Annotated in this window: 21 protein-coding genes; 7 read left to right on the forward strand and 14 right to left on the reverse strand. The window is 72.9% G+C overall.

Annotation, left to right across the window (positions count from 1 at the left end; genetic code table 11):
- Window positions 1-14: 14 nt before the first annotated feature.
- The gene (locus tag A3CE_RS0145390; protein ID WP_020646769.1) at window positions 15-944 is read right to left on the reverse strand and encodes an NAD-dependent epimerase/dehydratase family protein; all 930 of its coding nucleotides are present in this window, start codon (window positions 942-944) and stop codon (window positions 15-17) included.
- A gap of 124 nt (window positions 945-1,068) precedes the next feature.
- Between A3CE_RS0145390 and A3CE_RS0145395 the strand changes: the two genes are divergently transcribed.
- Window positions 1,069-1,737 (forward strand): TetR/AcrR family transcriptional regulator, encoded by a 669-nt coding sequence (locus A3CE_RS0145395; protein ID WP_020646770.1) that lies wholly within the window; start codon window positions 1,069-1,071, stop codon window positions 1,735-1,737.
- A gap of 6 nt (window positions 1,738-1,743) precedes the next feature.
- Here A3CE_RS0145395 and A3CE_RS0145400 read toward each other — a convergent pair whose 3' ends face one another.
- From A3CE_RS0145400 to A3CE_RS0145415, 4 genes are read right to left on the reverse strand one after another with little or no spacing between them, the layout of a single operon-like run.
- A complete protein-coding gene (locus tag A3CE_RS0145400) occupies window positions 1,744-2,070 on the reverse strand; it encodes a hypothetical protein (protein WP_020646771.1) in 327 nt (108 codons plus the stop codon).
- A complete protein-coding gene (locus A3CE_RS0145405; RefSeq protein WP_020646772.1) occupies window positions 2,057-2,446 on the reverse strand; it encodes a PRC-barrel domain-containing protein in 390 nt (129 codons plus the stop codon). The genes A3CE_RS0145400 and A3CE_RS0145405 overlap by 14 nt, the downstream gene beginning before the upstream one ends.
- A complete protein-coding gene (locus tag A3CE_RS0145410) occupies window positions 2,443-3,675 on the reverse strand; it encodes an NRAMP family divalent metal transporter (protein WP_020646773.1) in 1,233 nt (410 codons plus the stop codon). The genes A3CE_RS0145405 and A3CE_RS0145410 overlap by 4 nt, the downstream gene beginning before the upstream one ends.
- Entirely contained in the window at window positions 3,672-4,097 is a 426-nt protein-coding gene (locus A3CE_RS0145415; RefSeq protein ID WP_245589714.1) for a hypothetical protein, read from the reverse strand. The genes A3CE_RS0145410 and A3CE_RS0145415 overlap by 4 nt, the downstream gene beginning before the upstream one ends.
- A gap of 104 nt (window positions 4,098-4,201) precedes the next feature.
- Here A3CE_RS0145415 and A3CE_RS0145420 point away from each other — a divergent pair, with 104 nt between their 5' ends.
- Window positions 4,202-4,738 carry a phosphatase PAP2 family protein gene (locus A3CE_RS0145420; protein ID WP_020646775.1) on the forward strand — a complete coding sequence of 179 codons (537 nt, stop codon included), beginning with the start codon at window positions 4,202-4,204 and terminating at the stop codon, window positions 4,736-4,738.
- Here A3CE_RS0145420 and A3CE_RS0145425 read toward each other — a convergent pair.
- From A3CE_RS0145425 to A3CE_RS0145435, 3 genes are all read right to left on the reverse strand, one after another.
- On the reverse strand, window positions 4,710-5,645 hold the full coding sequence (locus tag A3CE_RS0145425; RefSeq protein ID WP_020646776.1) for an anti-sigma factor RsbA family regulatory protein: 936 nt from the start codon (window positions 5,643-5,645) through the stop codon (window positions 4,710-4,712). The genes A3CE_RS0145420 and A3CE_RS0145425 overlap by 29 nt on opposite strands.
- A gap of 80 nt (window positions 5,646-5,725) precedes the next feature.
- Window positions 5,726-6,739: an SDR family oxidoreductase gene (locus tag A3CE_RS0145430; protein WP_020646777.1), complete on the reverse strand. Its 1,014-nt coding sequence runs from the start codon at window positions 6,737-6,739 to the stop codon at window positions 5,726-5,728.
- Between the two features lie 34 nt (window positions 6,740-6,773).
- The gene (locus A3CE_RS0145435; protein ID WP_020646778.1) at window positions 6,774-8,567 is read right to left on the reverse strand and encodes a thiamine pyrophosphate-requiring protein; all 1,794 of its coding nucleotides are present in this window, start codon (window positions 8,565-8,567) and stop codon (window positions 6,774-6,776) included.
- Between the two features lie 202 nt (window positions 8,568-8,769).
- Between A3CE_RS0145435 and A3CE_RS0145440 the strand changes: the two genes are divergently transcribed.
- Window positions 8,770-9,246 (forward strand): MarR family winged helix-turn-helix transcriptional regulator, encoded by a 477-nt coding sequence (locus tag A3CE_RS0145440; protein WP_026469493.1) that lies wholly within the window; start codon window positions 8,770-8,772, stop codon window positions 9,244-9,246.
- Window positions 9,247-9,320: 74 nt separating this feature from the next.
- On the opposite strand, the gene A3CE_RS0145445 is transcribed toward A3CE_RS0145440, so the two are convergent.
- On the reverse strand, window positions 9,321-10,571 hold the full coding sequence (locus A3CE_RS0145445) for a low temperature requirement protein A (protein ID WP_020646780.1): 1,251 nt from the start codon (window positions 10,569-10,571) through the stop codon (window positions 9,321-9,323).
- Window positions 10,572-11,035: 464 nt separating this feature from the next.
- Here A3CE_RS0145445 and A3CE_RS0145450 point away from each other — a divergent pair, with 464 nt between their 5' ends.
- From A3CE_RS0145450 to A3CE_RS0145465, 4 genes are read left to right on the forward strand one after another with little or no spacing between them, the layout of a single operon-like run.
- Window positions 11,036-13,699, forward strand: coding sequence for a sensor histidine kinase (locus A3CE_RS0145450; protein WP_026469494.1), 2,664 nt, complete (start codon window positions 11,036-11,038; stop codon window positions 13,697-13,699).
- Window positions 13,696-14,181, forward strand: a complete 486-nt coding sequence (locus tag A3CE_RS0145455; protein ID WP_020646782.1) for a roadblock/LC7 domain-containing protein — start codon at window positions 13,696-13,698, stop codon at window positions 14,179-14,181. The genes A3CE_RS0145450 and A3CE_RS0145455 overlap by 4 nt, the downstream gene beginning before the upstream one ends.
- Window positions 14,178-14,570 carry a DUF742 domain-containing protein gene (locus tag A3CE_RS0145460; RefSeq protein WP_020646783.1) on the forward strand — a complete coding sequence of 131 codons (393 nt, stop codon included), beginning with the start codon at window positions 14,178-14,180 and terminating at the stop codon, window positions 14,568-14,570. Before A3CE_RS0145455 ends, A3CE_RS0145460 begins: the two co-directional genes overlap by 4 nt.
- A gap of 13 nt (window positions 14,571-14,583) precedes the next feature.
- Window positions 14,584-15,354, forward strand: a complete 771-nt coding sequence (locus tag A3CE_RS0145465) for an MHYT domain-containing protein (RefSeq protein ID WP_020646784.1) — start codon at window positions 14,584-14,586, stop codon at window positions 15,352-15,354.
- A gap of 43 nt (window positions 15,355-15,397) precedes the next feature.
- Here the strand turns inward: A3CE_RS0145465 and A3CE_RS0145470 are convergent, their stop codons facing one another.
- The 5 genes from A3CE_RS0145470 to A3CE_RS0145490 form a co-directional block, all read right to left on the reverse strand.
- Window positions 15,398-17,806: a DUF7617 domain-containing protein gene (locus A3CE_RS0145470; protein WP_245589715.1), complete on the reverse strand. Its 2,409-nt coding sequence runs from the start codon at window positions 17,804-17,806 to the stop codon at window positions 15,398-15,400.
- 287 nt (window positions 17,807-18,093) lie between these two features.
- Window positions 18,094-18,516 (reverse strand): STAS domain-containing protein, encoded by a 423-nt coding sequence (locus A3CE_RS0145475; RefSeq protein ID WP_125591387.1) that lies wholly within the window; start codon window positions 18,514-18,516, stop codon window positions 18,094-18,096.
- A 146-nt stretch (window positions 18,517-18,662) separates the two neighbouring features.
- Window positions 18,663-19,091 (reverse strand): VOC family protein, encoded by a 429-nt coding sequence (locus tag A3CE_RS0145480; protein WP_020646786.1) that lies wholly within the window; start codon window positions 19,089-19,091, stop codon window positions 18,663-18,665.
- Window positions 19,088-19,843 (reverse strand): arsenate reductase/protein-tyrosine-phosphatase family protein, encoded by a 756-nt coding sequence (locus tag A3CE_RS59475; protein ID WP_020646787.1) that lies wholly within the window; start codon window positions 19,841-19,843, stop codon window positions 19,088-19,090. The genes A3CE_RS0145480 and A3CE_RS59475 overlap by 4 nt, the downstream gene beginning before the upstream one ends.
- Before the next feature lie 499 nt (window positions 19,844-20,342).
- Window positions 20,343-22,649, reverse strand: a complete 2,307-nt coding sequence (locus A3CE_RS0145490; protein ID WP_026469497.1) for an ATP-binding protein — start codon at window positions 22,647-22,649, stop codon at window positions 20,343-20,345.
- Window positions 22,650-22,722 lie beyond the last annotated feature (73 nt).

Genomic DNA, 22,722 nt, shown 5'->3' on the forward strand with positions numbered 1-22,722 from the left:
CGGCCGGGTTCTCCTCACCGGGGTGCGGCGGGTTCGCGCACGCCTCCGATCGTCTCCCGCAGCGCTTCGTCGGTCGGTGTCGGCTCGATGCCGAACGCGGCCGTCGCGGCCGAGGAGTCGAGGACGAACGGGTGCCGTAGCTGGTACTGCATCTCGGCCATCTCCCGCGCCGCCGGGTTGAAGAGCCCGGCGAGGCGGAGCGCCAAGGCCGGCATCGTGGTGACGCGGGCCGCCGGTGCGCCCGCCAGTTCCGCGGCGCGCCCGGCGAGCCGGCGCAGCGACATCGCCGGTGCGGTCGGCACGTGCCACGGCCGGCCCCAGGCCCGCTCGTCCGCCGCGACCGCCACCAGGGTGCGGGCGACGTCGCCGGTGTGCGTCCAGCTGTGCGGGGCGTCGAGGTCGGCCGGTGCCGACGCGCGCCGGCCGGCCAGCACCTTCGGCAGGACCAGGGCGGTGAACGCCGAAAGCGTGCCCGCGCCGAGGTAATCGGACCCGCGCACCTCGGCCGTGCGGATCCGGCCGGCTTCGTGCGCGGCCAGCGCGTCCGTCCACAGCTTGGCCCGCACCTCGCCCTTCACGGAGTTGGGCCGCATCGGCAGCTGCTCGGTCATCGGCCCCTCGACGGCGCCGTAGGCGTAGAGGTTGCCGGTCGTCACGAGCACGGCACCGCTGGTCTCCGCGGCCCGCAGGAGCGCCGCGCCGAGCGGCGGCCAGCCGGTGGTCCAGCGGTGGTAGGCGGGGCCGGCGCAGCTGTACAGCGCGACCGCTCCTTCGGTGTGCCGGGAAAGATCACGGGTGGCGTCCGCGGCCACCAGTTCGACGCCGTCGACCTCCGGGCCACCGCCGCGCCGGCTGAGCAGCCGGACCTCTTCGCCTCGGGCGGAGAGCAGGCGAGCGGTGGCGGCGCCGACCGGGCCGGCACCGACGATGACGTGCAGAGCCATGAGAAACCCCCAGGGGAGAGAACACTGTTCTCGGACAAGAACACCGTACTGCCGTGGTCGCGACGCCGTCAAGAACACTGTTCTCGTCGAGTTCGGGTGTTCTCGCGTGTGCGACACTGGGGTCGTGTCCGCCTCGTCGCTGCGCGCCCGGGTCCGCTCGGAGATGCACCAGGAGATCAAGGAAGCCGCCCGGCGCCGGCTGGCCGCCGAAGGCGCGAACCTGTCCCTGCGTGCCGTGGCGAGGGACATGGGGATCGTCGCTTCGGCGCTGTACCGGTACTTCCCTAGCCGTGACGCCCTGCTGACCGCGCTGATCATCGACGCCTACGACGCGCTGGGCACGGCGGCGGCCGACGCCGAAGCCGCGGTTCCGCGTGACGATCCGCGCGGCCGGTGGCTCGCCGTCTGCCGCGCGGTGCGGTCGTGGGCGCTCGCGCACCCGGCCGAATACGGCCTGCTCTACGGAAATCCCGTGCCCGGGTACGCCGCTCCGCCGGAAACCGTGGCGCCGGCGTCGAAGGTGATCCTCGTGCTCGCCGCCGTCGTCCAGGACGCCCCGGGCGCACTTCCGCCGGTACCCGGGCCCGTGCGCGCCGATCTGCGCCGCCTGCTCGACGAGCAAAGCGCCACCCTGCCGGAGCAGCACCTGGACCGGGTCCTCTTCGCGTGGACGCACCTGTTCGGCCAGGTCAACTTCGAGGTCTTCCACCGCCTCGACGCCATGATCGAGGCACGCGCCGAATACTTCGAGCACCACATGAACCTGCTGGCCGACTTTGCCGGCCTGCCTTGACGGCGGTCAGGATTCGATGATCGGCGCCAGCTCGGCGAACGGCCGGCGCAAGGTGACCTCGGCGCCCGAGAGGTCGACGTCCGCCCACTCGACGTAGCGGGTGTGCCGGTGGACCAGGCGGATGAGGGCCACGAGCGGTGTCGGGCCGCGCTGGTCGTGGCGCTGGTAGCCGAAGAGGCGCACCCGGGTCCGGCCGACGATCACCCCGCGCACGACGAGTTCGGGCAGCCCGTCGCTCCGCGGCGTCGCCTCGGCCCGGATCTCGCGGATGGCCCCGACGTCCCGGCCGGCCGCGTCGCGGACCCGGCGGCCGAGCAGCTCACCGGCTCGCACGGCCCGCTCCCGGGATCCGGTCGACGATCCGGCGCCGCAGCCAGTCTTCCGACGGGCTGCCCGTGGCGTGGGCGATCGCCGTGGTCACGACGACGGTGGGCTCAATCCGGCGGACCGCGTTGAGCGGGATCCGCTGCGGGGCTCCGGCGCGGAAGCCGCGGCCGAGCTGCCGCAGCAGCTTCCCGATCGGCCCGTCGATCCGGTCGGAAAGGGCTTCCGGGCCGACGAGCAGCGCGTCGACGACGTAGGTGCCGTTCTCCTCGCGGAGCTCGAGGTCGTCGACCTTGCCGACGACCGTGCCGTCCTCGCCGGTGATCTGCCGGTCGAGCAGGGCGTCGGCCAGGTCGATCGGGCCGTGGTCGGTGAAGGGGTTCATTGGCCCGCTCCGGTGAAGATCATCAGGGGGATCGCCACCACCGCCGCGACGGCGATGACGACGAGCATGGCGAAGCCGACGATGTTGCTGAAGTGGCCGTTGGCGTGCTTGCCGAGGTACTCGCGGTCGTTGGCGACGATGAGCACGGGCAGGTAGGTCAGCGGCAGCGCCACCGCGGAGAAGATCAGCGAGATCTCGGTCAGGCCGACCGGGTCGAGCCCGGTCTGCACGACCAGCACCGCGATCAGCAGGCCGGCGGCGACGGCCACGTGGAAGCGAGCGGCCTTGCGCGGAGCGCGGCGCTTGCCCCAGTCCCAGCCGAAGTACTGCGCCAGCATGTACCCCGACGACAGCCCGGTCTCCAGCGCGGCGCCGAAGGTGGCGGCGAAGATGCCGATCAGCACGATCACCAGGCCGGCGGTCCCGAGCGCGAGCGTCACCGGCAGCACGATCTGGCTGAGCTGGCCGACGTCGACGCCGGCCGGGAACAGCACCGTCGCGGCGCAGGCCATCACGGCGAGCGCGAGCAGGCCGCCGAGGGGGAAGCCGAGCAGCACGTTGGCGCGCTGCACCGGCAGGTCCTTCACCTTCCAGCCCTCTTCGACGCCGCCGGAGGAGAAGAAGAACACCTCGTACGGCGTCATCGCCGACGCGAACAGCGCGACCGCGTGGTAGGCGTAGGTCGGCAGCGCCTGGTCGGCGGGCGGCGCGACCCCGGCGATCTGCGCGCCGAGCGAGGACCAGTCGGGGTGCAGGAAGAAGATCGCGACGGCGAACACGCCGATCGCGAGGCCGGCGAGGCCGAAACCGGTCTCCATCCGCTCGAAGCCGACCCGCCAGATCACCAGCCAGACGAGCACGCCGATGGGGAGCACCCAGACCAGCCGGCCGACTCCGGAGGCGAGCTCGATCGTGAGCGCGACGCCACCGATCTCGGCACTGACGGTCAGCAGCGTGATCAGGAACGACCCGGCCAGGTTGAGCAGCGCCATGCGCGGGCCGAGGCGCTCGCGGATCAGGTCGAACACCGGGCGCCCGGACACCGCGACGATCCGGCCGGACATGTCGGCGTAGACGCAGATCCCGAGCACGCCGAGCAGGGTCACCCAGACCAGGGCCATCCCGTAGCGGGCGCCGACGACCCCGCTTTCGACGAGGTCGCCGATGTCGACGAACCCGCCGACCGCGGTGAGGATGCCGAGGGTGACGGCCAAGAGCTTCTTGTTCACGACGTCACGCCCCAGCGGGCGAGCTCACCGATCAGGCCCCGCAGTTCGGCGTCGATCCGGTCCAGGCCGTCGTCCGTGCCGTCGCCGAGGCCGTCGTCGAGCCGGTGGGCCAGCGCGACCCCGCGGTCGGTGATCGACGCCAGTGCCGCCCGGGCGCGGTCGTCGGTCAGCTTGCCGACGTCCTGGCCCGCCGAGCCGAGTTCGTCGGCGGCGTCGCGGACGGTGATCGAGAGGCTGGGGACGGGCGGCACCGAGTCGCGGTCGGCGGTCACCACGAGCCGCAGGAGTTCGAGCTGGCCCCGGATCTCCCGGCCGGCGTGCACGATGTCGGCTTGCGGGTCCGCTCCGCAGCCCGCCGCCAGGGCAGCGGCCGCGAGCACCGCGGCCGTCGTGCGCAGTCGAGTCGGCCACGGCGGAAACACGACCCGGGAATACCCGATCTTCGCGCGGGCAAACGCCGGTCTGGAGACTCCACCGTGGACAGAACGGGTGATTGAACCGGCCGCGAGCGGGGAAATTCGTCGCCATGCGGAGCGAATCGCCCTTTCGTGACGAAGACGGACCGGACGAAAACGACCTTCCGGTCAGCCGTCCCGCGTGGCCGGTCACGGCGCTCAGCACCGTCGCGCAGGGCGGCGTGCTCTGGGTCTTCGTGGCGGCGGTGCTGGCGTGGCGGCCTGGTTCCCGGCGCCGGGCCGCCGGCCGCGGTCTCGTGGCGGGCGCGGCCGGCATGGCGTCCGGGCACGCCGTGAAGGCCGTGGTCCGGCGCCGGCGGCCACCGGCGCAGCGGCTGCCGGCCCGCCAGGCGCTGCCCGAGCAGCCGAAGTCTTCGTCGTTCCCCTCCACGCACGCGACGACGGCGGCCGCGTTCACGGTCGCCGTCGCACTCACGGCGCCGGCGGCGGGCGCCGTGATCGCGCCGCTGGCCGCCGCGGTGTGCTACAGCAGGCTCCGGACCCGGGCGCACTGGCCGACCGACGTCTACGGCGGTGCCGCGCTGGGTGCCGTCGTGGGCGGCTGGGTGCACCGCCGGTTCACCCGCGGAAGTACGCCCGGAAAGTAGTGCCGTCGTCGCCGGTGTACAGGCGGACGAGGTCGGCGAGGTGGTTGACGAGCAGGAGCCCGCGGCCGCGCGGCTGGTAGGGCGTCGCGGGGTGGCGGCCGGCGAGCGGGTCGCCGAGCCGGCCGCGGTCGTGGACTTCGCAGACGAACTCGCCGTCGCCGCCCCACAACCGGACGGTGCCGGATCCGCTGCCGTGCTCGATGCTGTTGGAGAGCAGTTCGGTGACGACCACTTCGACGTCGGCGAGCCGGTCGGCGCTCAGCCCGCAGGCGGCCGCGCGGACGTGGGCCAGCGCCCGGGCCGCCGCGAGGTCGGTGGTGGCGGCCAGCTCGAAGGCCCCGTCCGGCACCGGCAGGGCCTGGTTGTACCGGTCGATCACCGCCGCCGGGGCGTACACGGTGCTGGGCCGCCGCCCCTCGCCGTCGATCAGGACCGGGTGCGTGGCTTCGGCGTCGGCGAGGACGTCCGGATCGAGCGTCTCGACGTCGTAGGGGCAGAGGATCGTCACGTCCCGGCCGGTGAAGGCGAGGTTGATGAGGGCCTCGTGCTGGACGCACGCGGGGTACTCGACGGCCGACCGCGCCGCCCAGATCGGCTCGCCGATGATCCGCACCGGCCGGCCCGGATGGGTGTCGGCGAACGCGCGCAGCACCCCGGGGATGATCCGCCCGGGGTTGCGCCCGGCCTCGGTCATGTCCAGCAGGCGGACCCGCTCCGCGTCCGCGCCGAGCTCCCGCCGCAGCAGGGCGAGGTTGTCCCCGGGCACCGCGACCGCGACCGGCTCGTCGGCGGCGAGGCCGCCCCAGACGAACGGCACGGTTCCCGCGAGGTACTCGGTGTCACCGCGGTAGAACAACGCCGGGTGCACGAACGGGCCGGCCGCACAGGCATCCGCGGTCGCGCTCAAGCCGTCTCCTCCTCACAACGGGACGACTCCAGTATGCGCGTCCGCGTCGCCGGACCGGGGGACACCCAGGGCACGCGGCGTCACGATGACCGGGCCCGGCGCCACACCGCCAGCGCCGTCGTGGCAAGTGCGCTCCCGCCGGCGGCGAGGAGGCCGTGGTGCCGGCCGGCCCACAGCTGGAAGCTGCGCGGGGTGGACTTGCGGTCGAACTCGCCGTGCGCGCCGTAGTCCCGCGAGCGGTCGGCCGGTGCCCAGAGGTTTTCGGGCCGGCCGGCCGGCTTGTCCGCGTCGGTCTGCTGGGATTCGTACCCGGTCCTGGCCAGGTAGCGGTCGAGGATCCCGGGGGCGACGGCGTTCGCGAGGAGGGTGCCGACGGTGCTGCCGCCGACCCAGTATTCGCGGCGGCGCGGGTGGCCGGCGGCGTACAGCACGGCGCGCGCGGCGACCTCCGGCTGGTAGATCGGGGGCACCGGCTGCGCCTGGTGCGGCAGCTTGGACCGGACCCAGGAGAACTGCGGCGTGTTGACGGCGGGCAGCTGGACCATCGTGGTGCGGACGTGGCTGCCACCGTGCAGCAGCTCGCAGCGCAGGGACTCGTTGAAGCCCTGGATGGCGTGCTTCGCGCCGCAATACGCGCTCTGCAGCGGGATTCCGCGGTAGGCGAGGGCGGAGCCGACCTGCACGATCGTGCCCCGGTCGCGCGGCTTCATCCGCTTCAGCGCGGCCATGGTGCCGTGCACGTAGCCGAGGTAGCTGACCTCGGTGACGCGGCGGAACTCGTCCGGCTCGATCTCGCTGAACGGCGCGAACACCGAGGTGAACGCGACGTTCACCCACACGTCGATCGGCCCGAGCTCCTTCTCGGCGCGTTCGGCAGCGGCTTCGACCTGCGCGAAGTCGGCGACGTCGGTGGGAATCGCGAGGGCGGTCCCGCCCTCACGGCTGACGTCGCCGGCGGCGGCTTCGAGCCCCTCTTCGCCGCGGGCGAGCAGGGCGACGCGGGCATGCCGCGCGCCGAAGGCCCGGGCGACCGCGCGCCCGATGCCCCCGCTGGCGCCGGTCACGACGACGACCTGGTTGTCCGTTCCGGTCATGATTGCCTCCGTTCTCCGGGCGGTCGCCGGGTCATCAGTGCTTCCCGCCCGGCAGGAACTCCTGCAGCTTCGTCTTGACGCCCTGGACGACGAGGTGGAACGCGTCGGGGTCGCCCTTGAGGACGGCCTCGGTCGCCGACTTCACCTGCTCGAAGGTGGCGTGCGGCGGGATCGGCGGCACGTCCGGGTCGCAGCGGACGTCCAGCACCGCCGGCTTGCCCGCGCTGAGCACGGTGTCCCAGGCCGAGGCCAGCTGGTCCGGCCTGTCGACCGTGACGGCCGCGAGCCCGAGGGACAGAGCGAAACCGGCGTAGTCGACGTCCGGGAGGCTCTGCGACTCCTCGAACTTCGGCGCGCCGCCCATCGCGCGCAGCTCCCAGGTGACCTGGTTCAGGTCGTTGTTGTGGAAGACGCAGATCACGCAGCACGGGTCGCTCCACAGCGTGTGGTAGCGGGCGATGGTGATCAGCTCGGCGAGGCCGTTCATCTGCATGGCGCCGTCGCCGACGAGCGCGATCACCGGCCGGTCGGGGTGGGCGAACTTGGCGCCGATGGCGTACGGCACGCCCGGGCCCATCGTGGCCAGGGTGCCCGACAGCGACCCGCGCATGTCGCCGCGCATGCGGAGGTTGCGCGCGTACCAGTTGGTGGAGGAGCCGGAATCCGCGGTGACGATGGCGTTCTCCGGGATCCGTTTCGACAGCTCGTTGACGATGGCCATCGGGTTCACCGGATCGGCGTCGACGGCGGCTTCCCTGTCGACGGTGTCCCACCAGGACGCGACGTTCTTCTCGATCGTCTCGCGCCACGAGCGGTCCGGCTTGCTCTTCAGGCGCGGCAGCAGGGCACGCAGGGTGGCCGCGCTGTCCCCGACGAGGTTGACCTCGGTCGGGTAGCGCATCCCGATGAACCGGCCGTCCAGGTCGATCTGCACCGCGCGCGCCTGGCCGAAGTCCGGCAGGAACTGGCTGTACGGGAAGTTCGAGCCGACGATCAGCAGCGTGTCGCAGTCGCGCATCATCTCGTAGCTCGGCCGGGTGCCGAGCAATCCGATCGAGCCGGTCACCCACGGCAGGTCGTCGGGCAGGACGTCCTTGCCCAGCAAGGCTTTCGCGACACCCGCGCCGGTGACCTCGGCGATCTGCCGGACCTCCCCGGCCGCGCCGCGCGCGCCCTGCCCGATCAGGATGGCGACCTTCTCGCCGGCGTTGAGCACCTCGGCCGCCGCGTCGATGTCCGGCTCGGGCGGGACCGGCCGCGGCCACGCCGTGCCCGGCGGGCTGGACGGCACCTGCTTGAACGCGTGCTGCGGCGGGGAGTACTCCTCCTCCTGCAGGTCCGCGGGGATGATCAGGGCGGTGGGGCAGCGGGACGACCCGGCCGTCCGGATGGCCCGGTCGAGCGCGTTCGGCAACTGCTCGGCGACGTTGACCTCGACGAGGTATTCGCTCGCGACGTCCTTGTAGAGCGCCTGGAGATCGACCTCCTGCTGGTAGCTGCCGCCCATCGCGCTGCGCGCGGTCTGCCCGACGATCGCGACCACCGGGACGTGGTCGAGCTTGGCGTCGTAGAGCCCGTTCAGCAGGTGGATCGCACCGGGGCCCGAGGTGGCCAGGCAGACGCCGACCTTGCCGCTGAACTTCGCGTAGCCGACCGCCGAGAGGGCGGCCATCTCCTCGTGCCGCGCCTGCACGAACCGCGGCTGGTTGTCCGCCTTGCCGAACGCGGCGACGAGGCCGTTGATGCCGTCGCCCGGATAGGCGAAGACCTGGTCCACATCCCACTCGCGCAGGCGCTGGAGCAGGTAGTCACCGACGGTCTGGCTCATGAGTACTCCCTTTGGCGTGCGATGCCGCTTCGGTGAGCGCCTCAGGGACCCGGCGGGCGGCGGCCGCGCCGGTTCGGGCCGCCGGGCCGGGACCGCGGGCTCTTCCGCACTGTCCGGTTTCACCGGTGCGGACGCCTTCTTTTGCGGTCGCCTTCGGCGCTCACGAATCGCTGTACCCGCTTTCGCCGCCTATCATTCTTGCGTGACGCAAACGTGGCAGGAGCAAGACGGCGCCGACGCGGCCTTGGCAGCGTTGCGGGCGATGGTGCTGATCGCCGAATCGACCGTCGAGCGGAACGCCGGCCAGCTGACGCTGACCCAGTTCCGCGCCCTGCGGGTGGTGGTCGACCGGACCCCGGTCACCATGGGCCGGGTGGCGCGCGAGCTGGCGATGAACCCGTCGTCGGTCACCCGGGCGTGTGACCGGCTGGTCGCGCTGAACCTGCTGGAAAAGGCCCCCAACCCGCTGAACCGGCGCGAGACGCTGCTCGCCCCGGCCAGGCCGGGGCGACAGCTCGTGGACCGTGTCGACCGCGACCGCCGCCGGGTGCTGGCGGGCGTCCTGGGCCGCCTCGACCCGGTGACGCGGGCGGCCGCGATCGCCGCGTTCGAGCGGTTCGCCGGAGCGGTCGAAGCGGACGGGCCGGATCCGCGCTCACTTTTGCGTCACGCAAACTAAAAGCCGGGGAAAGAAGTTTGCCCGCGGGGATCGCGGGTACCCGGCTGCGGGCGAAGTGGATCGCCGCACGTTCGTCAGGCGTCGGACTCGCTCGCGCCGTCCGTCCGGCGCCGGTCGGCGACCTGCCGCAAGAAGGCCACCGGGTCGTCGTCGAGGCGGGTGAGGCTGCGATGGCGGATCACCGCCGTCACCGCGGCCGTGCCCACCGCCCATACGGCGATCACCAGGACCACCGCCGGTGCCGGCAGCAGCCGGTCCAGGAACGCGAGGTTCACCGTCGCCGCCAAGGCCGCCACGCGGGCCAGCGCGAAGTACCAGCGGTGCGACCCCGCCGCGAAGACCCGCGTCCCGGCCAGGTAGATCGCCAGGCCCGCCGTCGTGAACCAGGCCGCCGCGTGGGGTGGGGACTCGTGCAGGGACAGGTTCACCCCCGCCGCCATCAGCAGCAGCGCGAAGGCCGGCATCAGGTGCCCGCCCGCGTACAGCGAATACGCCAGCGCCGGGTTGCCGCCCGAAAAGCCGAGCATGCGCTCGTAGATCTCCACCGCCGAGGAGAAGTACACCCACCACAGCGCTCCCGCCAGGACGAGCCCGCCGGCCAGCGCCAGCCAGTACCCGAGGTCGTCGGCCGGGCGCTCGAGCGCCGCCGTGCCGACCGTGATCACCAGCTCGCCGAGCAGCAGGATCATGAACAGCCCGAACCGTTCCGCGAGGTGCGCCGAATCGATCGCCAGGTTCGGGTCGCGCGGTGGCGCCAGCATGATCCGCCACCGGGCCTCCCGGGTGGGCCGCTCGCCGCGGCGCCGTTCGTGGCGGTCGCCGAGCAGCAGGAACCCGGCCTCCTGCAGGAGCGCGAACGCCCACAGCGCCCACGAGTGCGGGAGGACCGCCGACACGCCGAACAGGACGGCCGAAACCGCGTAGCCCGCGCTGATCCGCCGCTGGTCGATCCCGTCGCGCGGCCAGCGGTGCGCGGCCGCCAGGATCACGCGGACCGCGGCCATGGCCGCGGCGAAGATCGCCGGGTGTCCTTCGAAGACGTGGTGCGCCTGCGTCGCGGCGATCCCGCAGGGGATCGTGCCGACGAGCACGAACAGCCGGTCGGCGACGCGGCTGTCGTCGCCGCGGCGGTTGTACAGCACGGCGAAGCCGATCCACGTCCACCAGAGCGTCGCGAACAGGCCGAGTGCCGCGGCGGCGCGCGCCCAGTGCGGGTCCGCGACGATGCCGTGCGCCACCTGTCCTACCGCGAACACGAAGACCAGGTCGAAGTACAGCTCGACCCACCCGACCCGCTTGCCGCCGCGTTCGTCCACTTCGGTCACAGCGGCGATTCTGCCGCGTCGTGAGCCGGGACCTCCACCTGGGCGCACCACGGGAATTGATAACCACCATTCGAACGACGGCCGAATTCGCCCCGGTGGCTGCTGTCGGTAATTCTGCCGCCAGTGCTTCGGAATGTTTCATCTACTGCCAAGTAGCCTGCAGAGCTGCGCGAATGTGCTTGAACGATGTACAAGCTGCGACCGCGGGAACACAATGCGTGAACTGCCGGAGTGCCTTCGAAATAATTCGATCTCGGCGTTCCGAAACGCCGCTGCGCAGGGTTGACAAGCACGCCGGGGGTGATGTTCTCTGCTGATCGGCCGATCAACGCCACGTCGTGCCCGGTCCGGGAGCCGGGGTGCGGAGTCCTTCTCCGGCGTCCGTGATCGGCCCTGGGGCACCCCTCGACCTGTCCGAGTTCGACGTCAGCCGTGCGCGCGGCTGGGAATCGAGCGATTCCGCCATGCACGAAAGCACATCCACGCTCCGCCGCCCGGCGGATGCCGCGTGGTGGCCGGCGCACTGGAGCGTCCGCACCAAGATCAGCGTCGTCCTGCTGCTCCCGGTCCTGGTCGCGGTGGCACTCGCGGAAGTCCGGATCCAGGGCGAACTCGACCGGGCGACCGCACTCACCGCGGCCCGCGACCGGTTGCCCGTGCTGCGCGACACGATCGACCTGACCGCGTCGCTGGGCGACGAAATGGTCGCCGCCGTCACGGTCCCGGCGGGTGCGCCGGACACGCTGACCGCGACCGTCGACGCGAAGGTGGCCGCGGTCCAGCGCGACGCCGGCTTCTCGCCGTTGCCCGCCGACACCGGCCGGGCGCTGAACACCGCGCTGGGCAAGCTCGCCGGGATCCGCGCGGCCGGCGGGGGCGACGTCCGCACGAAAGCCGCCGGCTACAACGACATCATCGCCACCCTCGGCGACCTCGTGCCCGCGTTCGTCCCGGCCGACGCCGGCGCCGAAACCACGGCCGGCGCGGAAACCGCCCGGCTGCTGGTGCACCTGCGGGGCGAGCTGGCCACCGAGCAGACCTACGCGCGGGCGGCGCAGAAGAGCCCGGACGACGCTTCGCTGCGCCCGGCGATCGTGCAGGCCGCGGCCGAGCAGGAGGTGCTCGGCGAGCAGGCCGAACACCAGCTCTCGGGTGCTCTCCTGGCCCGGTTCAAGACGGCGACGAGTTCCGCCGACGGCCGCCTCGACGCGCTGCAGGGGTCCGGCGCGCCGCTTGCGTCGGTCGCCCCTTCGATCGCCGGAGAGATCACCGGCGTGACGGCCGTGCTGAACGACGTCGCGGCGAAGCTGGCGGGCGACGTCTCGGCCGCGGCGGACCGGGCTCGCGCGGACTCGCTGCGCGACGCGGCCCTGGTGCTCGGATCGCTGCTCGGCGCGCTCGCGATCGCGCTGCTGGTGGTGCGGTCGCTGGTCACGCCGGTGCGCCGGCTGCGCGCGGCCGCCCTGCGCGCGGCGAACGACCAGCTCCCGGCGACGGTCCGGCAGATCCGCGAGGGCCACGACGTCGACTGGCGCGCGGTGCCCGGCAGCGGTGTCCGGACCGACGAGGAGATCGGGCAGCTGGCGCGCGCGTTCGACGACATGCACCGCCAGGCGGTCCGGCTCGCCGTCGAGCAGGCCGAGCTGCGCAAGCAGGTCAGCGAGATGTTCATGACGCTGTCGCGGCGGAGCCAGTCGCTGGTCGAGCAGCAGCTGTCGATCATCGAAGACCTCGAGTCGGGGGAGCAGAACCCGCGCCGGCTCGACGAGCTGTTCCGCATCGACCACATCGCCACCCGGCTGCGCCGCAACGGCGAGAACCTGCACGTCCTGGCGGGCGGCCGCCCGGTCCGCCACGGCCGCGAACCGGTGCCGACGCGCGACCTGCTGCGCGCGGCGACGTCGGAGGTCAAGGACTACCGCCGGGTGGCGCTGGGCAACGCGCCGCGCGGTTCGGTCCAGCCCGAGGCGGCGGCGGACGTGGTGCACATCCTCGCGGAGCTGCTGGAGAACGCGACGCGCTTTTCGCCGCCGGAGCACAAGGTCGCCCTGACGGCCGACCGCGGCGCCGACGGCGGGCTGCTCATCGAGGTGGTCGACCAGGGGCTGGGCATGACCCCTGAGGAGCTGGCCACGGTGAACGACCGGCTGGCGGCGGCCGGGACGGTCGGCCCGGAGACGACCCGCCGGATGGGGCTGTTCGTGGTCGGCAGGCTGGCGGCCCTGCACGGGGTGACGGTCCGGTTGCGGGCAACGGGAGCGGCGGCCCGCCACGCGGGGGTGACGGCGAGCGTCCACGTCCCGGGCGCACTGGTGCTGGCGGACCTGGCCCGCCCGATCGGTGCGGGCCGGCGGGTCTCGACGGGCGCGGGCCGCAATGGCCACCCGCGGCCACCGGTGGTGCCGGCCCAGGCTTCGACGCCGATCTTCGAGCAGGTGGTGACGAGCTGGTTCACCGAGCCGGCGGCCAAGCCGGTGGTGCGGCGCAACAGTGCGACGGGCCCGGTGAAGTGGCCGACGGTGGGCGAGAGGGTAGCGGCCGAGCTGCCTGCGGCCTCAGCGCCGGAGGGAAAACCCGTGAGCGGGTCTCCCGCGGCGCACCGAGCATCGGTGGCCGAGCCCGCGAACCGGCCTCCCGCGGTCGAGACCCCTGTCGAGACCCCTGTCGAGACCCCTGCGGTGCCGGCCGACCGGGTCGCCGAAGCAGAGCCGGCGAGCGAGACTTCCGGAGCACACCGGGCGATCTCGGCGGCAACCGCCAGGGATCCGCTGGCCGGGCAATCCGCCGCGCCGGCGCACGCCGCCGACCTCGCGACCCGCCTGGAACCAACCGCCGTCGGCGACTGGGACACCCCGGCCGACCGCACGCGGCAAGCCGCCGAAAGCGCTCTCAAGTCCGCTCCCGCCCAGCGGCTCACCGATGCCGGCCTGCCCACGCGGCGGCCCGGTGCGCAGCTCGCCCCCGGTGCCGTCGTTCCTCGCGGTCGCGAACAAACCGGGGGCGCCTTCCGCGACGCCGCCGCCGTGCGCAGCAGTCTCTCGCGGCACTACCAGGGCATGCGTGCCGCGCGGTCGGAGACCGCCGCGCGTGCCGAACAATCCGGAAAGGACGAAGTGGATCCGCGATGACGGAACTGCACCCCCGGCGCTCGGCCACCGAGCCGGCGGCCCGAGCCTTCAGCGGGGCGCTCCCCGCGCCGCCCGTACGGTCCGCGACGCTGAACTGGCTGGTCAACGGGTTCGTCCAGGACGTCTCGGGCGTCGCGCACGCCGTGCTCGTCTCCGCCGACGGGCTGCTCGTCGCCGCCGACGAAAACCTGCCCCGGGAACGCGGCGACCAGCTCGCGGCCATCGCGGCCGGCCTGTCCAGCCTGTCGCTGGGCACCGCCGAGCTGTTCACCGCCGGCCGCGTCGTGCAGTCGGTGATCGAGATGGAGCAGGGGTTCCTGCTGCTGATGAGCGTCGGCGACGGCTCGAACCTCGTCGTGCTCGCCTCGACCGGCTGCGACATCGGGCTGGTCGGCTACGAGATGACGATGCTTGTCGAGCGGGTGGGGCAGAAGGTCGACGTGCCCGCACGCGAGATACCGGTGGCCCAGGACCACCGGTGATCGACGACCCGCCGCCCGGTCCGCACGGGGACGAGCCGCGCCGCAGCCCGGCGCTGGCCCGGCCCTACGCGTGGACGGAAGGCCGGACGGCGCCGTCGGTCGAGATCGCCATCGAAGCACTGGTCGAAACCACCGCCGATGGCCGGGCCGAAGCCGTCTACCAGACGTCGAGCGCGCTGGCGGAGGTCCTCGAGCTGTGCGTCCGGCCGCGGTCGCTGATGGAGATCGCCGCGCTGCTGGCCCTGCCGCTCGGCGTGGTCCGCGTGCTCGTGTCGGACCTGATGGAGGACTACCTGGTGATCGTCCGCGACACGCTGTCGGACACCGCCACCTGGGACGAGCGCCACGACCTGATGGAACGCGTGCTGCACGGGCTGCGCGACCTGTAGAGAGGACTTCGCCATGGAGCATTTCGCGCTGGGGCACTGGCTGCTCGTGCTCGCGTACCTGACGTCGGTGGTCGGCTGCGCGCTCGGGCTGGCGTGCGCGGTCCAAGCCCGCTACGCGGCCGATCCCCGGCACCGCGTGCGCTGGCTGGTGCTGGCGGCGATCTCGATCGGCGGCGTCGGCATCTGGCTGATGCACTTCGTGGCGATGCTCGGCTTCAGCACCCCGGGCATGCCGGTCCGCTACGACATCTTCCGCACGGTCCTCTCGGCGATCCTCTCGGTGACGGCGGTGTTCGCGGGGCTCGTGGTGGTGGGCGGCCGCGCGAAGTTCGGCTGGTGGCGCCTCGCCCTCGGCGGCGTGATCACCGGCCTGGCGGTGAATGTCATGCACTACACGGGGATGTCGGCGCTGCGGGTGAAGGGCGACTTCGGCTACAACGGCGGCTTGGTGGCGCTGTCGGTGGTGATCGCGGTGGTGGCGGCGACGGCGGCGCTGTGGTTCGCGGTCTTCCTCGACAGTCTCCCGTTGCGGCTGCTGGCGGGCTTCGTGATGGGCGCAGCGGTGACCGGCATGCACTACACGGGCATGGCGGCGGTCCGGATGACGATGGACATGAACGCGCCGGACCCGGCGGGCGCGGAGGTTTTCTCCTTCCTGTTCCCGGTGTTCGTGCTGGCGGCGATCGCGATGGCCGTGCCGCTGTGCGCGGTCCTGATGGCGCCGGCGGTTTCGCCGAAGGCCACCGAGACCGAGCCGGCCGAGGGCGACGTCGTCGTGGTGTGAGCCGGCCCGCGGGAACCTCTCGCGGGCCGGCGATCTCACCTCCCTACAGGATGCACAGCAGTGAACACGCCTTGGCCGACGACCAGTCCGTTGTGGACGGCGGTGTCCCCGGCGGGACGTTCACCGGCACGTAGCTCACCTTCGCCTTGTTGGTGATCGGGAACAGGTTCAGCAGCGCGTACGTGGCGCAGTACACCTGCTTCGACTGACCCGCCGCCAGCGTGAACGGACCCGTCTGGCACGACGGCTCCACGGTGTCCACCACCTGCGCGGCCGTGATCCCCACCGGACCCTCGTTCGTCACCGTGATCCGCCAGTACGCCGACGCCGCGAGCACGCCGAGCAGGCCCACCGGGGCCTGTTTCGCCCACGGTCCGGCGCCGCCCGGGCCGCACTGGGCCGGGTGGACCGCCGTGCAGATCTCCTTGTTCACGGTCACCTTCGGGGTGCACGACGCGCCGGGGGCGACCGGGAGCGTCACCGTGTTGGACGTGAACGAACCCGTCGAGTCCGTGCCCGTCGCCGTGTTCGCCACCGACGTCACCAGGCAGTCCGCCGAGATCGTCGTGCGGAAGCACAGCTGGGGTGCGTCACCCGCGAAGTCGACCACCAGCGAACCGCTGAAGCCCGCCGCGCTGTGCAGGACCAGCGTGGTCGTCACGGTGATCGACGGGTGCGCCGCCACCGAGACGCCGGTCAGGTCGACCGAGCCGTCCGGGGCGAAGCCCGGCGTCGGCACCACCGCGTTGTCCTGGTCGACGACCGTCACCCGCGACGCCGCGAAGTCGACGTTCGCCGGGTCGACGCCCGTCAGCCGCGCGGCCGTGTAACCCTGGACGTGCGAACCGCCGTCGCAATAGAAGTCACCCGGACGCAGTTTCACCTGCCCGCCGGAGCGGACACACGGCGTGGCGCCGGTGGCCGGGTCCATCGAGAACAGCACCCCGGCGTCGCCGAGGCCGATCAGGCAGCCCGACGGCGGGTCGTAGGCGTACCCGTAGTCCCGGGTGTTGCCGCCGGCCGCGTTCGGGTGGGTGATCAGGCCCGGCAGGCCCGCGCACGCCGACGCCGTCGTCCAGTCGTGGCACAGTGCCGCACCCGCGATCCCGCCGCTCCAGACCGGAAGGTAGCTGCGGATGTGGCCGTTCGGATCGGTGACGACCTCGGGGTTGAAGACGATCACCCCGGCCGCCAGCGCGGCCGCGCCGGGCGGTGGCGGCAACACCGACCCGTCGAGCGCGTAGCACGTCGTGACGTCGTCTGCGCCGGACGTCGACGAGCACGCGCCCACCGGGGCGCCGGTGGTGCTGAACGCCGTGTAGGCGTTGTAGGTGACGTTGCCCGCCGGTCCGGTGGGTCGTGACGAAGCCCAGCCGGCGCACGGCGTGGCGGTCGCCGGGTCGAAGCAGCCCAACGCGGGCTGCAGCGCGGTGCCCGGGCCCGCCGTCGACGCGAACACCTTGCCCGCCACCACGGTCACCGCGCCGTAGACGTACGGCTGGTTGGCGGCCGGCAGGATCGGTGCGTACGGCTGGCCGCCGCACGGGCTCTGCGTCGCGATGGTCCAGCAGACCACCGCGCCCGAGCTGACGACGCCGTAGAGGTTGCCGGCGCTCTCCACGAGCCCGGTGAGGCTGTTCACCGGCGGCGACCCGCCGAGGGTGGCCAGCGGCCAGTACCCGCAGTTGGCCGCGGCGGCCAGGTCGAGACAGCCGACCCCGGCCGATGTCGCCGTGAGGGCGGGGTAGTAGACCTTCGCGGGCGCCGCGGGGTCGCGCACGTACTGCTCGACCATGGTGCTGGTGATGTCCCCGGCCCCCAGGGTGCCGAGCGGGCCGGGCGCGGTGTTGAGCACCTTCGGCCAGGGGCCGCCCGGGCACCGCGTCCCGGTGGCGAGGTCGGTGCAGACCACCTTCGGCGACGTGGCCCCCAGGTGGTGGTAGATGTTCCAGGCCTGCAGCACCCCGCCGGGGGTGCGGTACAGGATCGGCGAGAAGCCGTCGCCGCCCGTCGCGGTGGTGACCGCCTGAACGGGCGGGGTGAGGGCGCCGGACAGCTGGGTCGCGTCGGGACCGGCGGTGGCGTTCGTCGCGCGGACGGCGGTCACCCCGGAGGCCGGTTCGGTGCCGGCGAACGTGGTGCCGTCGGTGGACCACTGCGGTGTCCAGCCGGGTGGGGAGTGCAGCGAGCCGGGCTGGAAGGCCTGGCCGGCGCCGACGGCGTCGGTGATGGTGGCGGCGCCGGTCGTGCCGGCGTGGTCTTCGTAGCCGATCACCCAGTTCGCCGTGGCGCCGTGGGCGGCCGGGGAACCGGTGCCCTGCACGGACTTCGTCAGCGCCGAGACCGCGGCCGGCGCGGGATCGGCGGCCGCGGGCAGCGGGACGGCGGTGGCCGCCACGAGCACGAGGGGCAGGACCGCCCCCAGGCGGCGCGCACGCATGCGTCTTCGCATGAATGGTCCTCGATTCTTCCGGAGGTTCCAGGAAACGTTTTCCTGGCCGAAGGAAAATCCTATGCCGAACCGGCAGTGCGTTGAAGCGCTCTCACCCGGGCGCCGAAAAGGCGAAACCAACAGCGCAATTCCGGGGTGGCCGAGCGGGTCGCCACCTGCTGTGACGAGGGCTGTTTCGGTGGGTGGTCACCCGGATGCCGCCAGGACGTCACTCGATCGGGTAATGGGTAGTCGCGAAAAAGAATATTCCCGGGTTGTGGTGAAGAATTATTTTCCGGATGTGCGGTTCAGTGCCCGGCGGTCCACAGCCGGTGCGCCAGTTCCAGGAAGGAGCTCCGATCACCGGCGGCCAGGGCGGCGCGGCGATCGGCGTAGACGTCGAAGATGGCGTGGGCGCCGGATATCCGCAGGGCGCGCACCGGCCCGGGGTGGCGGGGCGCGGTGATGCGCAGCGTGGTCCGGCAGCGCGCGGCGTGGTCACGGGCGTGCAGCAGCACCCGGATCGCGGAGGTGGCCAGCCGCGTGACGTCGGTGAGGTCGAGCACGAGGACCTCCGGAGCGGGGTCCTGCGCGAGGCACTGCGCGACGGCGCGCGCCATGATCAGGACGGTCCCGCTGTCGAGCTGCCCGGCCAGCGTCACGACGGCGGGGTCGCCGTGGGACCGGGACGTGGTCAGCCGGTCCGGACGGGACCGATCGGCCGAAGGCATGGTGAAACCCACCCTCCCGCTGAGGCGACGGCCGGGGGATGGCTCGGGGTTGAACCAGGAATGGTGACCAGCCTAGAACCGCGTCGCGGGCGGCCACAACACGATCGGCGAAGGCGGCCGGCTCCGTCCCGCGTTCGGAGCAGTGGCTAAGAGTCCCGGTGGGTGGAGTCCCGGTGGGCGGAGTCCCGGTGGGCGGAGTCCCGATGGGCGGGCTGGAAGAGCTCGACGAGGTTGCCGGCGGGATCCGCGAGGAGGATCTGCCGTCCGCCGGGGCCGGAGACCACGTCGGTGCGGAAGGCCACGCCGGCGCCGGCCAGCCGCGCGATCTCGGCGTCCAGGTCGGCGACCACGAGGTGGATGCGGTTGCGGCCGGCGGCCGAGGAGCCCGCGGGAGTGGCGCGGGCGCCGGAGCTGGCGGGGCCGGACAGCAGCAGCCGCAGCGGGCCGCGGACGACGTCGGCGAACGCCGGCGCGGCGCTCATGCGCACCGTGAAGCCCAGCTGGGTGGTGTAGAACTCGATGGCCGCCGGGACGTCGTCGACGACGTACCGGACACTCGCGTACTGGTCGGTCACGGCCGGGCCTCCTGGTCTTGGGGGACCGAGTCTTGGGGCGCCGGGAGATCCGGCAGCAGGTGCCGGACGCGCGTGTCGATCTCCGCCGCGGTCCGGGCGAACGAACCGGGCTCCCGCGCCCCTGCCGGGTCGGGGATGCTCCAGTGGCGGCGGCGCGGGTGGTGCGGGAATTCGGGGCAGGTCTCGCGGACCTTGTCGCACAAGGTGATCACGTGGTCGAACCGGTGGCCGGCGACCGTGTCCAGGTGCCGCGGCCGCTGCCCGGCGACGTCGATGCCGAACTCGTCGCTCAGCACCCGGACCGCGCCGGGGTGCAGTGCGGCCTTCGGGTGGCTGCCCGCGCTGGTCACGGTCACCTTCCCGGCGGTTCGCCGTCGCAGCAGCGCTTCGGCGACGGGGGAGCGGGCGCTGTTGCCGGTGCACACGAACAGCACGGCGACCCCCTCCGGGAGGGGCGGGGTCTCCGGGCGCAGCGCGGGGTGCAGGGCCGCGCCGGTTTCGGCCAGCGCGCCCGCGCAGCGGCCGAGGTCCAGGTGGTAGTAGCTGTCCCGGCCGTCGAAGCTGCTGCGCGTGGCGGTCACGAGCCCGCCGCCGCGCAGCAGCCGCAGGTGGTAGGAGACCAGGTTCTGCGGCTCGCCGACGCGCTCCACCAGCTCCCGGACGCGGAGGTCGCCACCGGCGAGCGCGCTCAGCAATGACCAGCGCAGCGGGTGCGCGGCCAGCCGGACGAAGGCGGGCGGCTCGGGAGCCATCTCCGGAAAATACATCAAACCGGTTTGATGTACCACGCTGAATGGCCCATCGGGGAAGGCGTCAAGTTCCCCGATGGGCCATCACGGACGCCTTCGGCCGTGCGCGGTCGCGGTGAAGGCGTCCGGGAGGGCGAGCGTGGCGGGGTCGCACGATCCAGGGGGGCGAAGATCGGCGCCCCCACCACGCTCTGCCGGGCCACGAGGGGTGGCGTCCGCGCGCCCGGCCGGTTCGGTGACCTAACCCCGGGCTCCCGGCCGGGGTCCGGTCCCCGAAGCACGGGCGGTCCAGGGCGGGGCGCCGCACTGCGGGCGCCAGGTGCCGACGTGCACCCACTGGCGTCCCCACGCGTGGGACATCAGCACCGTCGGCCGCTGGCACTGGGGACAGGCCTGCGGCGCCGAGTCGATGGACACCTCGTCCTCCTCCACACCGTTTGTGGTCGTGAGAGAAGGATCGCCGGGAACCGCCCGGGGAGGACCGGGGAAACTACCCGAAGGACTACGCGGGTCGCCGTGGCTGACCCGCCAGCCACGAAGCCACCTGGGCGCGGGAGGTGAGCCCGAGCTTCACCAGGATGTTCTCGACGTGCCCCTCCACGGTCCGTCCGCTGAGGACGAGGTCGGCGGCGATCTCCTTGTTGGTCATCCCCCGCGCCACCAGCTCGGCGATCTCCCGCTGCCGCCGGGTCAGCCCGCCGGGCTCGCCGGTCCGCGCCGGCCCGCTCGCCCGCGCCGGGGCGGGTTTCTCGCCCAGTGCGTACCGGACGACTTCGTCGAGACCGAAGCCGGCCGACGCGGCGAAAGCCGCGTCGAACTCCTCGTCCCCGAGCGCGTTGCGGGCCAGCGTGGCGCATTGCTCGTCGAAGCTCTGGTAAGGACTCATCTCGCCGACCCGCGCGCCGCTGAGCCGCCAGACCGCCTGGGACCCACCGAGCAGCCGGGCGGTCCGGTCGTGCGCGCCTTCGGACGAGTGGCACCACGCGAGGGCCTCGACGAGGAACGCGAGCAGCGTGCGGTCGGTCAGCCGGAGAGCGATGGCCTCGCGCAGCAGATCCGCTGCCTGCCGGTGCTCGCCGGCCCGCCAGCGGTGGATCGCGACGGCCCACAAGGCGTAGCCCCGTGACCAGCGCGCCTCGTGGCGCTCGGTGAGGGCGAGCGCCTCCTCCGCGGCGGCCGTGCCACGCGGGTCGCCGAGGAAGAACCGCGCGGCGGCGAGCAGGATCAGCGTGTCGAACACGAGCAGCGCGTCGCCGGCCAGGCGGTACCCGGCCAGCGCGCGCTCCAGGAGCTCGGCACCGCCCCGCAGGTCGCCGGTGAAGAACGCGGCCATGCCGGCACACTCCGCCCGGCCCGCGCGGAGCCGTTCGTCGTCGAACTCTTCGGCCAGCTCGGCGAGCTCGGCCAGCAGTTCGGTGTGCGGCGCACCGGTCTGGATCGCGAGGAACGCCATGCCGTACAACGCCCGCGCCCGGGTGATCGTGCGCTCGCCGCACAGCTCGAGCCCGCGCCGCAGGTACCGGCACCCCTCCGGGACGAGGCCGCCGCCGTACCAGAAGTTCCACAGCGAGGCCGCGATGTCGAGCGCGTGGCTCGCCCGCTCGGGGGTGGCGAGGCACTGCTCCAGCACGGTCCGGAGGTTGGCGTGCTCGCGCCGGAGCCGGTCGAGCCACTCCACCTGGCGCGGACCGAAGCCTTCGGTCCGGTAGCGCCGGGCGAGGCCGGCGTAGTACCGGGCCTGCCGGGCCCGCACGCCGGTCTCGTCACCCGCCTCGGCCAGCTTGGCGCCACCGTATTCGCGGACGGTCTCCAGCATGCGGTACCAGGCCTGCCGTCCGAAGGTGCCATTCCGGCGGCTGATGACCGACTTGTCCAGCAGCCCCGCGACGACGTCCAGTGCGCTGTCGCCGTCGGTTTCGTGGGGCGCGCAGACGTGCTCGGCCGCGTCGAGGTCGAACCCGCCGGGAAACACCGACGCCTGCGTCCACATCCGCTGTTCCGCGGGCGTGCACAGCTCGAAGCTCCAGCCGATCGCCGCTTCTAGGGTCCGCGGCCGGGGCCGCGCGCCGAGCGGGCGCGACGTGAGCAGGCCGAGCCGGTCGTCGAGCCGCTCGACGAGCTGGTCGACCGACAGGACGCGGAGGCGGACGGCGGCCAGCTCGATGGCGAGCGGGATGCCCTCCAGCCGCCGGCAGATCCGGACCACCGCCGCCCGGTTCTCCGGGGTCAGCTCGAAGCCCGGCGAGACGGCGGCCGCCCGTTCGGTGAACAGCGTCACCGCCTCGACCGGGCTCGCGCCGGTGTCTTCGGCCTCCGGGACGGGCAGCGGCTCGACGTGCAGGATGTGCTCGCCCTCCCCGTGCAGCGTGTGCCGGCTGGTGGCGAGCACCCGGAGCCCCCCGGAGATCGCGAGCAGCTTCGCCACCAGCGTCGCGCATTCGTCGGCGACGTGCTCGCAGTTGTCCAGCACCAGGAGCAGCTGCTTGTCCTCCAGGTACTCGGCGAGCGCGGCCGCCTGGTCGCCGGTGCCGCGCAGGCCGAGCGCCGTCGCCACGGTGCTCGGCAGCAGGTGCGGGTCTCCCAGGTCGGCCAGCTCGACCAGCCAGACGCCATCGGGGAAGGCCCTGCGCACGTCGGCCGCGACGCGCAGCGCGAGCCGCGTCTTGCCGACACCGCCGGCGCCGGTCAGCGTCACCAGCCTGGCCGCGGACAGCAGGCGTTTCACTTCCACCAGCTCATGCCGCCTGCCGACGAAGCTGGTCAGCTCGGCCGGCAGGTTGCCCACGCTTCGGCGGGAACGGGCGTGCATGCGGGTGAGTGTAGATCGGCGGGGATGCTGGCGACGTTCTAAGAACATCCTCGTTGTAGATATTGTTAACAAT

The organism is Amycolatopsis balhimycina FH 1894, assembly GCF_000384295.1.
In the GTDB taxonomy this organism is placed as follows: domain Bacteria; phylum Actinomycetota; class Actinomycetes; order Mycobacteriales; family Pseudonocardiaceae; genus Amycolatopsis; species Amycolatopsis balhimycina.